The sequence below is a fragment of the Pedobacter sp. R-06 genome (assembly GCF_049913135.1).
In the GTDB taxonomy this organism is placed as follows: Bacteria; Bacteroidota; Bacteroidia; order Sphingobacteriales; family Sphingobacteriaceae; genus Pedobacter.
On record NZ_CP183977.1, the window covers coordinates 4,150,632 to 4,165,709 of the forward strand.

Consider the following 15,078-nt stretch of genomic DNA (forward strand, 5'->3'; position numbering starts at 1 on the left):
GACCGACTTAGACTATTCTTTTTTGGAAAGCAGGTATAGTAGTTTTTAGGTTAAAACAGTCCCGCTCCCGCTTCTGCCAATTTGATCCCGATGTAAAATCGGGAGGCATCCCGCTTTGATCGGGTTTAGGTGGCCACAAAATTGCAACTATTTGGGTTTAAATCGCATAGTAGAACTGCCCTTGCTTAAATAAACCCGACCGGCAGCGTTATCCCGATTAAAGTAATATTTATCTTATGAAGTGAAATTTTATCGGGATTAAGCAAAGGCCGGGACCAGCCCGAACCGATTAGCACAGGTATTGCTTTCCAAAAAAATAATTAATTTAGGTTAAAGATCTCTCCATTTCGCTACACTTCAGTCGAGATGACGAACCAATTACACTAATCTCTTAATGACCAATGAACCAGATTACAAAGCATTCAGTTTTTCGATCAAAAATTTCGATACCTCGTTAAAATAACGTTTCCTGCCGTAACCCATTACCCATTGAATGCCTTGTGTGGCGTTGGTGATAAAAACTTCTTCAGCTTCTTTTAATATTTCGGGATTAATCTGCGCTTCAATTAAAGGCATATCGTTCATTTTGCACAACTGCATAATGGCTGTACGCATTACACCACTTATACAACCTTCAGCAAGTGAGGGGGTATAAATCTGTTTATTGTACACTACAAAAACATTGGCACTGATGCTTTCGCAAAGAAAGCCATATTGGTTCAGAATCATCGCTTCATCCAAACGGTTCTGGCTTTTAAAAAGTCCGGCCATTACATAAAGCAGCGCATTGGCTGTTTTAAAATTCGAGAGCTTATTAACGGGTTTAGTCATTTCATCAAAAACATCAATGATCAAACCTTTGCTGTTCAACTCATATGTAGATGCTTTTAAAGGAATTCCCTCTAAAATGTAACCTGCTTTATTAGTTTCAGGTGTATAAACACCAGCTCCTCCCCTGTATACAGAAAGGCGAAAACGAACATTGCCATTCCACTTGTTCCTTTTGGCCAGATCGGCGGTTTTCTGGCGCAGAAAATAATCGTCCATTAAAACATGACCATCAATTTTAAGCGCTTTCATGCCAGCCGTTAATCTATCGGCATGTAAATCGGCAAATTGCAGCTTATTATTGATCATTCGCATGCTTTCGAACAGCCCATCACCGAATTTGAAGCTTCTGTTCGAAGCTGTTAAAATCGGAAGATCAACTGCTTGAAATTCATCATTAAATAAAAGGTACTCTTGAAGCATATTTTATGATGTAGCAATGTAATTTTCCCATTTGGTTAAGCCAGCTTTAAAATCGGGTGGTAATGGCGATTCAAAATACATATACTCCTTTGTGGTGGGATGAATAAAACCCAAACTTTGTGCGTGTAAAGCCTGACGGGGCAGCAATTCAAAACAATTATCTACAAACTGTTTGTACTTGTTAAACGTAGTTCCTTTTAAAATCTTATCACCACCATACATTGCATCATTAAAAAGCGGATGCCCAATATGTTGCATATGCGCCCTGATCTGGTGCGTACGGCCCGTTTCGAGCTCACAGCTAATCAAAGTAACGTAACCCAAACGCTTTAATACTTTATAGTGTGTTACAGACCACTTACCTTTTTCTTCATCATCGTAAATATCCATCACGCGACGGTCTTTCACACTTCGGCCAATGTAACCGGTTACCGTGCCATCGTTTTCGATATCGCCCCAAACCAATGCAATATATTTACGGGTAATGCTGTGGTCGAAAAACTGACGTGCAAGGTGCGTAATCGACTTTTCATTTTTACTGATCAGCAATAAACCCGAGGTATCTTTATCAATGCGGTGCACTAGGCCTGGGCGGCCATCATTGCCAGGTAACTGAGGCAGTTGCTCAAAATGAAATGCCAAAGCATTAACCAAGGTTCCGGTATAATTATTAAAACCAGGGTGTACAACCATTCCGGCAGCTTTATTCACCACCAAAAGATCGCTATCCTCGTAAATGATATCAAGTGGTAAATCTTCAGGATAAACTTCGGTATCGCGCGGTGGATGAGGTAAAACGATCGATATTTCATCATAAGGCTTAACCTTATAACTCGCTTTTATCTGTTTCTGGTTAACCAGTACATTCCCTGCATCAATTGCATTTTGAATACGGTTTCGGGAGGCATTTTCTACGCGTACCATCAAAAACTTATCAATACGAAGCAGCGATTGCCCCTTATCAACAATAATTTTTAAATGTTCATACAATTCCTGCTCTTCTGACTCCTGCAATTCGACCACATTTTCCATGGCGCAAAAATAAACTTTTAACTTCAAGAATTTTTTAATGATTGCAGTTTTCGAAAAAACAACCCTATCTTTAGTACAATCAAATCATCCTAAATCATTTATATGAAAAAATGTTACGCTTTAAAGGCCCTGTGTGCCTTATTTTTATTGGTGATGGCTCAAAAAGCAAGTGCCCAACAAGATGTTGGAGGGCTATTTGTTGGTGGGCCAGCAGATGCGACCAAACTTGTTAATGCCTATTTTGATCCTTTATATAAAGGTTTAGGCTTGGGTTTAACCGATGGATGGTCGAATACTGCTCAATCAAAAGGTTTTTTAAAATTCGATGTCAGGGTTTCGGCCTCGGGGGCTTTTGTTCCACAATCGGCCAGAAGTTATGATGTAAATACTTTAGGTTTAAGTAATATCAAACCAGCACCTGGCGCTTCTTCGATCGGCCCTACCGCATTTGGCGATGACCATGAAGGAGGCAAAATGGAAGTTTACACGAGCAATGGCATTCCAACGGGTAAATTTTTCAATTTGCCACAAGGTGTAGGTTTCCATGTGGTACCTTCGGCACAAATTCAGGCAACATTAGGCTTACCTAAAAATATTGATGTTACTTTAAGGGCAATGCCTAAAATTAAATTAGGTGATGACCTGGGAAGCTTATCGATGATCGGTTTTGGTGCCAAAGTTGAACTTTTACCCTTATTTATGGGTTCGACTACAGAAAAACTGATTCCTGTAGACATTGCGATTGCCGGTGGTTTTACGCAATATAAATATTCTTTAGACCTGAATATCGATAATGTGGCAAACTCAGATCAACATATTGAAGCCAAATTTAATGGTGTAAATTTTGATGCTATTGTTTCCAAAAAGATCCTGTTTTTTACGCCTTTTGCCAGTATTGGTTACCAAACATCCAACACCAATTTAAAAGCCTTAGGCACCTATAAATTTGCAACGAGTGCCACAACTTCGGCAACTTATGTTGATCCGATTTCTGTTAAACAAACCGATATTGATGGCGTGAGAGGAAGTTTAGGCTTTCAGCTAAAATTTGGTTTCTTTAAGTTCTATGGTTCGTATACCCAGGCAAAATACAGCATGGTTAATGCAGGTATTGGTTTAGGTATCGGTAAATAATCGATATAGTATTTAAAAGATTTATTGCCAGGTATCGTCATTGCGAGAAGGCTCTTTCAGCCGACGAAGCAATCTTTATAGTAAGACCACTAGCATGAAAGATTGCTTCGTCGTTCCTCCTCGCAATGACGATTTTTCTATTTGAGTCTATCAATAGCAGCTTGTCGAAAGACGTTTTAAGTTCATTTAATCCGTTTCGACAGGCTCAATGTGACATATTCTTATTAAAATTAATTTTATGATATAACCTTTGCGTATTTTCACACGGTGTTCGAAGAAATATATAGTCCTGTACAAAAAATAACATTTGCGCCTTTCAGCAACCTGTTTGTTAAACGGGATGATCTTATCGATCCTTATATTTCCGGTAACAAATGGCGGAAGCTTAAATACATCTTAGCAAAGGTCAAAGCAAATCAGAAAACACATCTGGTTACTTTTGGGGGTGCTTATTCCAATCACCTTCTGGCTACTGCAGCCGCAGCATCAAGATCAGGATTAACCGCTACCGCTTTTGTACGTGGAGAAGAAGTCCAAAATGAACTGTTATTACTGTGCGGTTTATTCGGGATGAAACTCATTTTCACCGACCGGGAAAGTTATCGCGACAAGTACAAATTGTATAAACAGCATTTTGCTGACGATGAACAAACCTATTTTATTGATGAAGGTGGTGCTTCGCCTGAAGCTACCATAGGCTGTGCAGAAATCATCAGCGAATTAACAGAACCATACGACCATATTTTTTGTGCTGCCGGAACAGGAACCACTGCTGCAGGTTTATTGAAAGGGATTCAGCAGCATGGCTTAAATACAAAACTCCATATTATACCGGTGTTAAAAGGTGCTTCCTTTATTGAAGAGGAAATAAACAAATATGCACCCACATCGCATCACCTTCAACTTCACCTCGATTATCATTTTGGCGGCTATGCAAAAACTACTCCTGAACTGATCAGCTTTATCAAAACCTTTACTTCAAAAACCGGACTACTGCTAGACCCTGTTTATACGGCGAAAATGTTTTATGCCATCCAAGATTTAGCAAAACAAGGAATTATTGGTAAAGATGAAAAAGTATTGGCTATCCATACCGGAGGACTAATGGGCCTTTTTGGCATGAAGAATAAATTCTGATATTCCCTAAAGCTTGATTAAATAGGTTGATAATCCACATGTGAAGATCGTACCCATTTTAAATTTCAATCTGAATTATCTTCTATTATTTCAGGATTGATTCTGATCCCGAAGCTTCGGGGCAGCATGACGATCGAGTAAGATAAACCCAAATCAATTTGTCAGTGTAAATCAATAATTTGAAGAAAATTAGTAAGTAAACAATCATTTACTTACTTTTAATTCGTATTAATTAAATGAGTTATGCGTCCTAAAAATTTAGCCAAAGAAGAAGCCATCCGATCGATTGCCCTACAGATTATTTCTGAAGAAGGACTGGAAAACCTGAGTATGCAGAAATTGGCCAAAGCAGCTAATATATCACCGCGTACCATTTATATCAAGTACGAAAATAAAGAAGATCTATTGATAAAACTTTTTATCGAAGACGTATTGGGCAATTATGAAAAAGCTATATTGGAAAATTTTGACTCAAAAATACCTTTTGCTGATGGTATGAAAAGATTATGGCTAAATAGCTTTCATTACCTAAGAAATAATAAACCTGCTTTCTCTTTAATCCAATATGGAAAATCCTCTCCCTTGCTGAATAAGGCTTTTCAAGAGAAAAACATACGCCAAGGGGCATTTTTCGCACCCATTCATACCTTTTTAAAAACAAATGTTCAAGCGGGATTGATTGCAGATCTACCCTATGATGTACATCGTGCGCTATTATTTTCGCCCATCCAGGAACTGGTGGCGGAGTACTTTGACCACTTAGATCGGCCTGTACAAATTATTACCGAGGAAATTATTTTAACCTCCTGCGAAATCGTAATTAAAGGCATCCTTAAATAAAAAACAATGAACAACATTAAAGATAAAAAAATCGCCATCATTGGCGCTGGCCCGGGAGGTTTAACCCTAGCCAGGCTTTTGCAAATGGATGGCTTCAATGTAAAAGTTTACGAACGCGACGCCGATGAAAACGCACGACCAAAAGGTGCTACCTTAGATCTACATGAGGAATCTGGATTAGCTGCCTTACGTGAAGCTAAACTCATGGATACCTTTATGACAAACTATCGCCCTGGTGCAGATCGTACACGTATTATTGACCAGCGCGGCAATATCGTTTTTGAAGACAGCGATTTACAAAATAGAGAAGCTTTCAGGCCTGAAATAGACCGCGGTCCATTACAAAAGATCCTTTTTGATTCGCTAGTAAAAGATACTGTAATTTGGGATAGCCATTTTGAAGCACTTACACCCAGCAACGGTTCATGGTTGATCGGATTTAAAAATGGAGCTTCAGTGCAGGCTGATATTGTAATTGCCGCAGACGGAGCTAATTCAAAAATCCGTCCATACATTACACCTATTAAACCTTTTTATTCGGGCATTAGCATTGTTGAAGGCGCCATTTATTCATCGGCAACTGCTTGTCCGAAAATGCATGCGCTTTTAAACGGCGGCAAAATATTCGCTATGGGTGATGAAAAATCACTGATCGTAAGTTCAAAAGGTGATGGCAGTTTGGTATTTTACACGGGTTGTCATACGCCAGAAAACTGGGCAAAAGATTCGGGTATTAATTTTTCAGATAAAAACCAGGTGATCGACTGGTTCAAGAATGAATTCTCTGCATGGGACTCAATGTGGTTGGAATTGTTTGAAAATGCATCAACAGCCTTTGTTCCCCGGCCTCAATATTGCATGCCTTTAGATCAGAGTTGGGAAACCGTCTCCAATTTAACCATGCTGGGAGATGCAGCTCATTTAATGCCCCCTTATGCTGGCGAAGGAGTAAATATGGCCATGCTCGATGCTTTAGAACTAAGCCAATGCCTCAAGAAAAACTGCTTTAATACGCCAAAGGACGCAATAGCAACCTATGAAAAACAAATGCTAAAAAGAGCTTCAGAAACCGCAGCTATTACGATGGAATCTACAATGGCACTTCATTCTACTGATGCAATTGGCTATATGCTCAACATTATGGCTCCTGAATAAAAAAAGGGTCCTCATCGCTGAGGAACCCCAATAAGATCTCTAAATCGTCCCGTTGATTTGATTCTTGTTATAAAAGTATCGCTACTTTCTTTCGAATGAAATAAAAATAGAGCAAGACCGCTAAATAATAGATGAAGATGCACTATCTATACACATTGAATAATAAAGCGTCCGGAACAACCTGCTTTTAGTTCTTTTTTATAACCTCCGCTCATTAAAAACCTGAAATTCGGCAATTGATGGCGTTTCTTTGGCATGTGTAATACGGATACGAACTTTACTTGTCCAAACGCGATCGAAACGGTGAATTTTAATGCGGTCTTCATTTTTTCCGTCAAAAGCTTTTTTCCATTCCGCACCGTTCCAATATTCAAGTACATAAGTATCAATATTTTCTTTTTGTTCTGCCACAACAATCATATTTATGGCTTTTTCGTTTTTAAAATCGACTTCATACCAAGGATTTGTTACGGCACTGTTCGATTCCCATGATGACCGATAGCTATCATCATTTGCAAAATCCATAATATTCATATCATTGCTCCAGCTCGAGTTGCTTGCCTGATTTTTGGCGAGGTTACTGGAAATGATCGGCAGACCCAATGGAGGGAGTGCTTTGGTTGGCCCTTCATTCTTCCATAATTGGCCAACTTCTTTCAAGGCAACTAGTGCATTATCATCAATTAAACCATCTCTATTTGGTGCCACATTTAAAATAAAGTTACAGCTTGCCGCGTTTAAAGGCTTAATTAACCCATCTACAATTTCTTGTGGCTTTCTTACCGGAACCGTTGGAAAGTCGGTTTTCCAAAACCATGAAGTATTAATGGGTAAGCACGCTAAAGTTGGCATCACTTTACTTTCTTTAGGCATGCGCTGACCTGCTCCCATTTCGTAAGTTTTAATATCGGTATAATAAAGTCCTTCTGATGGGTACTTTGCACCATTTAAATCCATTACAAGGCAATCAGGCTGTAACGTTTTGATCAAAGTGTAGATATCCTCGAAAGGCACATCATCATAAGAGATTCTCGACCATGGTGCATCCCAGCCATCAATAATTAAAGCTTCAATTTTGCCGTATTTGGTTAACAGCTCAGTTAATTGTTGTTTAATCATATCGATATGTTTTGGCGTAATCTGATTGGGCCTCAATTTATGGTGTGTATCCAAAATGGAATAATAAAGCATTACTTTTAATCCGTTTGCCCGGAAAGCATCAGTAAACTGCTTTACCACATCTTTTCCATAAGGACTGTTCATTACATTATAATCGGTGCTTTTGGTATCCCAGATACAAAATCCACTGTGGTGTTTAGTGGTTAAACAACCATAACTCATGTTAGCTGATTTGGCCGCTTTGGCCCACTGGTTTGCATCAAGCTTTTTCGGATTGAATAATTTCGGAGAAGCTTCAGGATCAGGCCAATCGGCATTTGCATAAGTTGGAATGTTGTAATGAATGAACATGCCAAAACGCAGGTCAACAAACTGCTGTTGAAGTGCATTTAATTTCTTTGATGCGTCAGCACTGGTCCCTTGTGCCAAGGTAGCAAGTGAAAACAACATGAAAACAATTACTAAAACGTTTTTCTGAATGGTTACGAGTTTCATTTTTGTGCGTAATATAGTTTAAGATTTAGTGGGGATTTTCGGTAAAGTTAATTTTCTTTGACGATATCGCACAAAATATCCATGTCAAAATACTCAATTAGTATAACTTTCCCGAATTTAATTCCAGTATTGTTTATCGGTTAATCGTTTTCGCGCACTTTGTTCCAGATATCCCTGTAAAGTTCTTCGTGGCGCTTAAATTGCAGGTGCACGTAAGGGCAAAGTGGAATTACCTTCAGGTTATTTGTCCGTACATAATTTACCATCTCATCCAGCAATAGTTTTGCATAACCTTTACCTTCTTTTTCAGGATCAATTTCGGTATGATAAACCATTAAATTTTCTCCCTGAATATCAAAAACCATTTCTCCGTGTTTTTCGCCCTCATCGTAAAGTTCGAATGCGCTAGGTTCTTCTTTTTGGATATTTAATTTAACTTCTGCCATAATACTTAACCCGATACAATTTTAACATTTGCTAATTAAAGGTAACCAATATCTATTGATTATCTATCTATAATCATACTTTAATGGCTTTATGATCTATTCTGCTTTAGCGCTTTATTCTTCTTGCCCCAAGCACTTAATTGACAAAAAATGGGGAGAAACTCCAGTGCTATGGGGGTCAGTTCATATTCTACCCTTGGAGGAACAGCTGCATAAACGGTTCTTTTAACCAGTTCATCCTGCTCCAATGCGCGCAACTGTAAGGTCAACATCCGTTCCGATATATATGGGAATTCTTTTTTCAGTTCACTAAACCTTAATTTCCGGTTTCCAAGTTTATCCAATATTACAATTTTCCATCTCCCTCCTATTTTGTTGGCCGCATAAGTCAGATCGCAATCCGTTATAAATTTTTCGTTGAGGGTATAAGTCGAATTTTCTTTTCGTGCCGTCATTACTTACAAATTTGTTTGTACCATACAAATGGTAGTGTATGCTATAAAAATACGCCCTACGGGTTATTATTGCAAGATCATTTTAATCACAAGAAAATATGGACTTATATTTAGCCGGAAAAACGGCATTAGTAACAGGAGCCTCTAAAGGAATTGGTAGCGCAATAGCAAAAGAGCTGGCAAAGGAAGGTGTAAAAGTTTTTGCAACAGGCCGTAATCAACAATCATTAGATAGCCTTTCCAATGAGATCGTTGCTGAAGGCAACCTTGCTCCTATTGTTTTTGTGCAAGACTTACTGGCACCTAACGCGCCTCACAAAATTGCTACTGCGGCCTTGGCTGCACTTGACCATATTGACATCCTCATCAACAACGCAGGGCAAAGTCAGCCCGTAGATGTTGCAGGACCAGAAGAACCCTGGACTAGATCGATGGCCTTAGATTTTGAGCGCCCCAGGCTACTCACACAAGCGCTATTACCACATTTTATAGCACGTAAACAAGGTACAATACTCAATTTAACCAGTACTTACGAATTACGATCGTTGAATGTTTCTGCTGTTGCCAAGGCCGCAGTGGCAATGTGGTCTAAACAACTCGCCGGAGAGTTGGGTAAATATGGAATCAGGGTGAACTGTTTGCAACCGGGACTTATCGATACTGAAAACATCCGGCCTTACTTTCCTGGCGATGAGCGCCGGAAATATGCTGAAAGTGAAATACCTTTACAAGATTTTGGTGAAGTGCAGGATATGGCAAACATGGCTGTTTTTCTTGTATCGCCGCGGGCTAAATATGTAACAGGAACAGTTTCGGTGGTAGATGGTGGAGGTACACGATCGGCATTCTGATACATACCACGAAGCAGGAAAAACAGTAATTGATCAGCACATCGAATTTATGGATGAAACAGATGAAGGCTTATCTGATCTCCGAGGGGTAGGCTCTTGCATGGAACCGGGATTATAATTAGATAATCTGTCAAAATAAGATCCTATAAAAGGAGTTTCAACAAAAAAGTTTTCCACATTGGTGAAGTCCAAAATCCGATTTTGTCTATAATCATACTTTAAACTGTTTAAACCTATTTTTTATGTAAAGTGCACAAAAAGTGCTTAAATTTTGATTTTAGGCACATTTAACTAAATTTGGATTATACCAAAACCAAGTTTATGTATCAATTAACAGTACCTGCAGATCGCGTTAACGAATCGTTAAGTAAGCACATTTTGGCCGATGGTTTCGACCTGACTTATGATATGGAAAAAAGTCATGGGGCTTACATTTACGATGCTAAACACAACAGAACTCTACTCGATTTTTTTACTTGTTTTGCTTCCGTTCCTTTAGGTTATAATCATCCTAAAATGATCAATGATGAAGCGTTTAAAAAAAATCTTCTCCTCGCTGCATTAGCCAATCCATCGAACTCTGATGTTTACACCCAGCAGTATGCACAGTTTGTTGAAACATTTTCCAAAGTCGGTATTCCTGATTATCTGCCACATGCCTTTTTTATTGCTGGTGGTGGCTTAGCAGTAGAAAATGCAATTAAGGTAGCCATGGACTGGAAAGTTCAGAAAAACTTTGCAAAAGGATATGCTGAAGAAAAAGGCTTTAAGGTTTTGCACTTCGAAAGGGCATTTCATGGCAGAACGGGTTATACTTTAAGCTTAACCAATACCCTACCCGACAAAACCAAATGGTTTGCCAAATTCGATTGGCCAAGGGTTGCTGTTCCCGAAGTTAAGTTTCCACTTTCGGGAAATAATTTAAGTCATGCCATTCAAACTGAAGAAACATCTTTAGCGCAGATCAAAAAAGCCTTTGCAGATAATAAAGACGATATCTGCGCTATAATTGTGGAGCCAATCCAATCTGAAGGTGGAGATAACCACCTACGCGAAGAATTCTTGATCCAACTTAAGGCTTTGGCAGATGAAAATGATGCCTTCTTGATTTATGATGAAGTACAAACCGGCGTTGGGTTAACAGGTAAATTCTGGTGCCACCAACATTTCAGTGAAAAAGCTCGACCAGATATCATCGCTTTTGGAAAAAAAATGCAGGTTTGCGGTATCCTTGTCGGCAACAAGGTAGACGAAATTGAAACCAATGTATTTAAAGTGCCAAGCCGTATTAACTCAACATGGGGAGGCAATTTGGTTGATATGGTACGTTCAACGCAGATCTTACAAATTGTAGAAGAAGATCTGCTTTGTGAAAATGCTGAAAAAGTGGGTACTTATTTGAGAGATCAACTAGAAAATCTATCGCATAGGTTTGATCAAATGACAAATGTTCGTGGAAGAGGTTTGTTGTGTTCTTTTGATTTCCCGACAAAAGAAATGCGTAATGCATTTATTGGCAAAGGATTAGAAAACAATGTAATGTTTTTGGGCTGTGGTGAAAAAACAATACGCTTTCGCCCGGCACTTTGCATTGAGCAAAAACATATTGACGAAGGCTTGACGGTTATGGGAAAAATATTGCCTTTATTGTAGGCATGAATAGAAAATCGTTGGTTTATTTCATGGTTGCAGGGATTTTAGTGTTGATCTTTTTCATGGTTAAGGCTGTTTTTGATCAGCCTGGGATTGAGGATATGAAAGCCGGCTTTAAAGAAGTTGCCAAGTATAGAAATGCAAATAATACTGGTCCGGTACAACGGATTTATATCGTTTCAGTTAAAGATTCTATATGGAAAGAAATGGAAGATTATGGCAATCTAATGCCCCATACCAAATACGGTAATACAAAAGTTTATTTCTTTATGCAAAACGGAAAGATTCCAAATACATTACAGCCTGGTGCAATAAACTTCGATCCATCTTTTAATAAAGCCTGTATTGCCTTATTTGAAAAAAGTGCAATGAGCCAATCGGCATTTAATAAGTTTCCGTTTTAAACGCAGTTTTTTTATAATTACAAATGAATCGTGATTATAGTTCAATAAGTCCATCAGCAAAATCGCTTTTACTTGCCAAAAGTTTAACGAATATTCCCTTTGTTGCTGATGCTGTTAAGTTAATTTACGGTAACGACGCCCTTGAAAAATTATATCATAAAGATTTTGATGAGGTATTTTTGAAACGGTTAGTGCATTTTGAGAGTAGATATTTATCTCTGGATAGCTTACTTTTTGCATCGGGCTCTTTAAATATTATAGAAATTTCTTCTGGTTATTCTTTCAGGGGCTTGGATCTGGTTTTAAGGCATCCGACTATTTATTATTTGGACACTGATTTACAAGGCGTAATCAATATCAAAAAAGATTTGGTTGATCGGCTAATTGTTGATGAGAAATTACAACTAAAGGGCAAACTCAAAACCGAAGCTTTAAATGCTTTGGATGGAGATGCTTTTTCAAATGCTATGAATCAAATGCCTCTCGGCCCGATTAGTATTATAAATGAAGGTTTATTGGTGTATTTAAATAATGAAGAAAAGATATCACTATGTAAAACCATCCATAAATCATTAAAACAAAGAGGTGGTTATTGGATTACTGCCGATGTATATGTTAAACGGCCAGCACTTAAAAATGAAAACAATGATCATTTTTCTCAGTTTCTGGAAGCACATCGTGTAGAAGATAATAAGTTTGATAGCTTTGAGCAGGCTGAACACTTCTTTCTTGAGCAGGGTTTCAAATTGATAACTAAAGCAACTTCAGTTTGGCATCAACTTTCCTCGCTAAAATATATTGATGTTGAATTATTAAAAAAAATGAAAGAACAGGCAAATAAAATTGGAAGAATCCGCGAAACCTGGGTGCTAAAAGCGATTTAATTAATCAGAATGAAATACTCAGCATTCTAATATGTAAAATTCTAGGAGTAGTTTGCCAACTGCGTTAATCCTTATGATTTGGAAATGAAGGGTTTTGTGCATTTGGCATTTTCAGTCCCGCTTTCCCTCCTGCCAATTTGAAGGAAATTGGCATCCGTTCCAATCGGGTTTATGAACAATGTTTTGTGCCTTGAAAAAACCGCTGTTCAATAAACCTGACAGCAGCGGCAGCTCCCGACTTTTCGTCGGGACTACAGCGAATGGCAGAACTGCAGCACCTCTGAAATACTGACATTCGTTTCCTAACCTAAAAAAATCCTTTATTTATTCCTATGAGTCTTCGATAACGCTACCATTGACGTTATTTGCAAATCATTATTAATCAAAACTTTAGCTGCTTTAGTATTTCCATCCAGCTAGGCCATAGCACGATACCCCCGTTCTGCTTAAATCCGGCCTAACAAATTTTTCGGGCTGCACTGTCCAAGCCAACCCACTAGCTTCGAAAGAAAAATTTTCAGCCGGCAGTTTTTGTTTCTTTTTGATGCCAAAAAGAAAGAGCCCTTCGGCGGCGGCGAGCCGAGGCAAGACTGAGCAGTAGGAAAAGGGAAACGATTGTACGTCACTCATATTGATTTTTATACAATAAATTACCCCTCAGACTGACAAACATCTTGTTTTATCCCGCTTAAACTCACGAAGTTCCCCAAGCACATTAGCCCTTTAAACTTTGTGAGTTTCTCCTGCTCTAAACGAAAGCTGAAAATCCCGTTATAGCCCTACCTACAATCAAGGTATTTATTTCTTTTGTGCCTTCGTACGAATAAATGGCTTCTGCATCCGCCACGAATCGTGCAACATTATATTCCAATAAAATACCGTTTCCGCCCATTACTTCCCTTGCTTTGCTCACCACATCACGTGTACGTAACGAACAGAATACCTTTGCCAACGAAGCGTGTTCGTCTTTCAGCAAGCCCTGGTCTTGCAATTGTGACAACCTAAAACATAATGTTTGCATGGCCGTTAAATTCGACAACATTTCTACCAGATGATTCTGTATCAATTGAAAAGATGCAATGGGTTTACCAAACTGTTTTCGGGTGCGTGTATAATCCAGTGCATTTTCGTAAGCGCCGCGGGCGCAACCAACAGCCTGCCAGGCTACCCCTGCCCTTGTCATTTGCAATACCTTTGCTGTATCTTTAAATGAATTTGCATTTTGTAAGCGATCGGCTTCTTCAACTTCGCAATTGGTTAAAGTGATAATTCCATTCTGCACAATCCTGAGAGCCATTTTATCCTGCATCTTTTCTACTGCAAAACCCGGGTTATCTTTTTTTACAATAAAGCCCTTAACTTCACCACTTTTCTCATCCCTTGCCCAAATAATTAAGATATCGGCGAAAGTGGCGTTACCGATCCATTTTTTCTGACCATTTAAAATCCATTTACCATCTGTTTTTTTACAGGTTGTGGTTAAGCCTCCAGCCGCGGCAGAGCCCACCTCAGGTTCAGTTAGCCCAAATGCACCAATAATTTTAAATTGCTGCATCAGCGGCAACCACTGTTGTTTTTGCTCTTCCGATCCACATAAATAGATCGATCCCATAGCCAAACCACTCTGTACACCAAAAAAAGTAGAAATTGAGGTATCTATCCGTGCCATTTCCATCGCTAAAATCCCTTCCATCAAATTCGATTTCCCCGGACAGCCATAGCCTTTATACGTTAAACCACAAATATTAAGCTCAGCAAGTTTGGGGATAATTTCGAAAGGAAATTCGGCTTTGTTCCAGTAATGATTTACTATGGGTTTTACTTCTTTTTCTAAAAAAGCACGCACTTTTAGCTGGAGTTCGCGATCCTCATCGTTGAGCGCTTCGTCGCCCAAATGATAAAAATCACCTTCAATTGGGGGTAATTCTCGTTTTTTACCCGATCCACCCATCATTTTCATCATCCCCTGAATCTGTTTATCATCAAGGCTGGATATCGTTTCGACCATTTTGGGTAAATCGACTTTTTTTGATAAAGCTTCTAACTTATCGAAATCTACATGTTTGAAAAGATTGTACGCGTTTTTGAGAGAAGAGAATATATTCGCCATTATTATTCGTTTTGAGAATAACAAACGAAGGCCGGTTTTGTTGGACTTTCAAGTTTAACCGCAAAGGGCTCAAAGTGTTTCGCAAAGAAAAGAAGAACAGAAGATAACTAGC

At 38.8% G+C, this 15,078-nt stretch carries 14 protein-coding genes; 8 read left to right on the plus strand and 6 right to left on the minus strand.

What is annotated here, in order from left to right; translation table 11 throughout:
- Window positions 1-411 precede the first annotated feature (411 nt).
- Complete coding sequence (locus tag ACN9MR_RS16520; RefSeq protein WP_426325212.1) at window positions 412-1,251, minus strand: aminotransferase class IV; 840 nt, start codon at window positions 1,249-1,251, stop codon at window positions 412-414.
- Between the two features lie 3 nt (window positions 1,252-1,254).
- On the minus strand, window positions 1,255-2,283 hold the full coding sequence (locus ACN9MR_RS16525; protein ID WP_131032353.1) for an RluA family pseudouridine synthase: 1,029 nt from the start codon (window positions 2,281-2,283) through the stop codon (window positions 1,255-1,257).
- 102 nt (window positions 2,284-2,385) lie between these two features.
- Between ACN9MR_RS16525 and ACN9MR_RS16530 the strand changes: the two genes are divergently transcribed.
- From ACN9MR_RS16530 to ACN9MR_RS16545, 4 genes are all read left to right on the plus strand, one after another.
- On the plus strand, window positions 2,386-3,417 hold the full coding sequence (locus ACN9MR_RS16530; RefSeq protein ID WP_426325215.1) for a DUF6588 family protein: 1,032 nt from the start codon (window positions 2,386-2,388) through the stop codon (window positions 3,415-3,417).
- 267 nt (window positions 3,418-3,684) lie between these two features.
- Window positions 3,685-4,554 (plus strand): 1-aminocyclopropane-1-carboxylate deaminase/D-cysteine desulfhydrase, encoded by an 870-nt coding sequence (locus tag ACN9MR_RS16535; protein WP_426325218.1) that lies wholly within the window; start codon window positions 3,685-3,687, stop codon window positions 4,552-4,554.
- A 243-nt stretch (window positions 4,555-4,797) separates the two neighbouring features.
- Complete coding sequence (locus tag ACN9MR_RS16540) at window positions 4,798-5,394, plus strand: TetR/AcrR family transcriptional regulator (protein WP_426325220.1); 597 nt, start codon at window positions 4,798-4,800, stop codon at window positions 5,392-5,394.
- Window positions 5,395-5,400: 6 nt separating this feature from the next.
- The gene (locus ACN9MR_RS16545; RefSeq protein ID WP_426325222.1) at window positions 5,401-6,549 is read left to right on the plus strand and encodes an FAD-dependent oxidoreductase; all 1,149 of its coding nucleotides are present in this window, start codon (window positions 5,401-5,403) and stop codon (window positions 6,547-6,549) included.
- Between the two features lie 198 nt (window positions 6,550-6,747).
- Here ACN9MR_RS16545 and ACN9MR_RS16550 read toward each other — a convergent pair whose 3' ends face one another.
- The 3 genes from ACN9MR_RS16550 to ACN9MR_RS16560 form a co-directional block, all read right to left on the minus strand.
- Window positions 6,748-8,163: an alpha-L-fucosidase gene (locus tag ACN9MR_RS16550; protein ID WP_426325224.1), complete on the minus strand. Its 1,416-nt coding sequence runs from the start codon at window positions 8,161-8,163 to the stop codon at window positions 6,748-6,750.
- A gap of 140 nt (window positions 8,164-8,303) precedes the next feature.
- Entirely contained in the window at window positions 8,304-8,609 is a 306-nt protein-coding gene (locus ACN9MR_RS16555) for a GNAT family N-acetyltransferase (protein ID WP_426325227.1), read from the minus strand.
- An 89-nt stretch (window positions 8,610-8,698) separates the two neighbouring features.
- Window positions 8,699-9,064, minus strand: coding sequence for a winged helix-turn-helix transcriptional regulator (locus ACN9MR_RS16560; RefSeq protein WP_426325229.1), 366 nt, complete (start codon window positions 9,062-9,064; stop codon window positions 8,699-8,701).
- Between the two features lie 98 nt (window positions 9,065-9,162).
- Between ACN9MR_RS16560 and ACN9MR_RS16565 the strand changes: the two genes are divergently transcribed.
- The 4 genes from ACN9MR_RS16565 (at window position 9,163) to ACN9MR_RS16580 (ending at window position 12,856) form a co-directional block, all read left to right on the plus strand.
- Window positions 9,163-9,915: an SDR family NAD(P)-dependent oxidoreductase gene (locus ACN9MR_RS16565; protein WP_426325231.1), complete on the plus strand. Its 753-nt coding sequence runs from the start codon at window positions 9,163-9,165 to the stop codon at window positions 9,913-9,915.
- Window positions 9,916-10,236: 321 nt separating this feature from the next.
- Window positions 10,237-11,568, plus strand: a complete 1,332-nt coding sequence (gene lat, locus ACN9MR_RS16570; protein WP_426325233.1) for an L-lysine 6-transaminase — start codon at window positions 10,237-10,239, stop codon at window positions 11,566-11,568.
- Between the two features lie 2 nt (window positions 11,569-11,570).
- On the plus strand, window positions 11,571-11,972 hold the full coding sequence (locus ACN9MR_RS16575; RefSeq protein ID WP_426325235.1) for a hypothetical protein: 402 nt from the start codon (window positions 11,571-11,573) through the stop codon (window positions 11,970-11,972).
- 23 nt (window positions 11,973-11,995) lie between these two features.
- Window positions 11,996-12,856, plus strand: coding sequence for a hypothetical protein (locus ACN9MR_RS16580; protein WP_426325237.1), 861 nt, complete (start codon window positions 11,996-11,998; stop codon window positions 12,854-12,856).
- Window positions 12,857-13,604: 748 nt separating this feature from the next.
- Here the strand turns inward: ACN9MR_RS16580 and ACN9MR_RS16585 are convergent.
- Window positions 13,605-14,966 carry an acyl-CoA dehydrogenase family protein gene (locus tag ACN9MR_RS16585; RefSeq protein ID WP_426325239.1) on the minus strand — a complete coding sequence of 454 codons (1,362 nt, stop codon included), beginning with the start codon at window positions 14,964-14,966 and terminating at the stop codon, window positions 13,605-13,607.
- Between the last annotated feature and the right edge of the window lie 112 nt (window positions 14,967-15,078).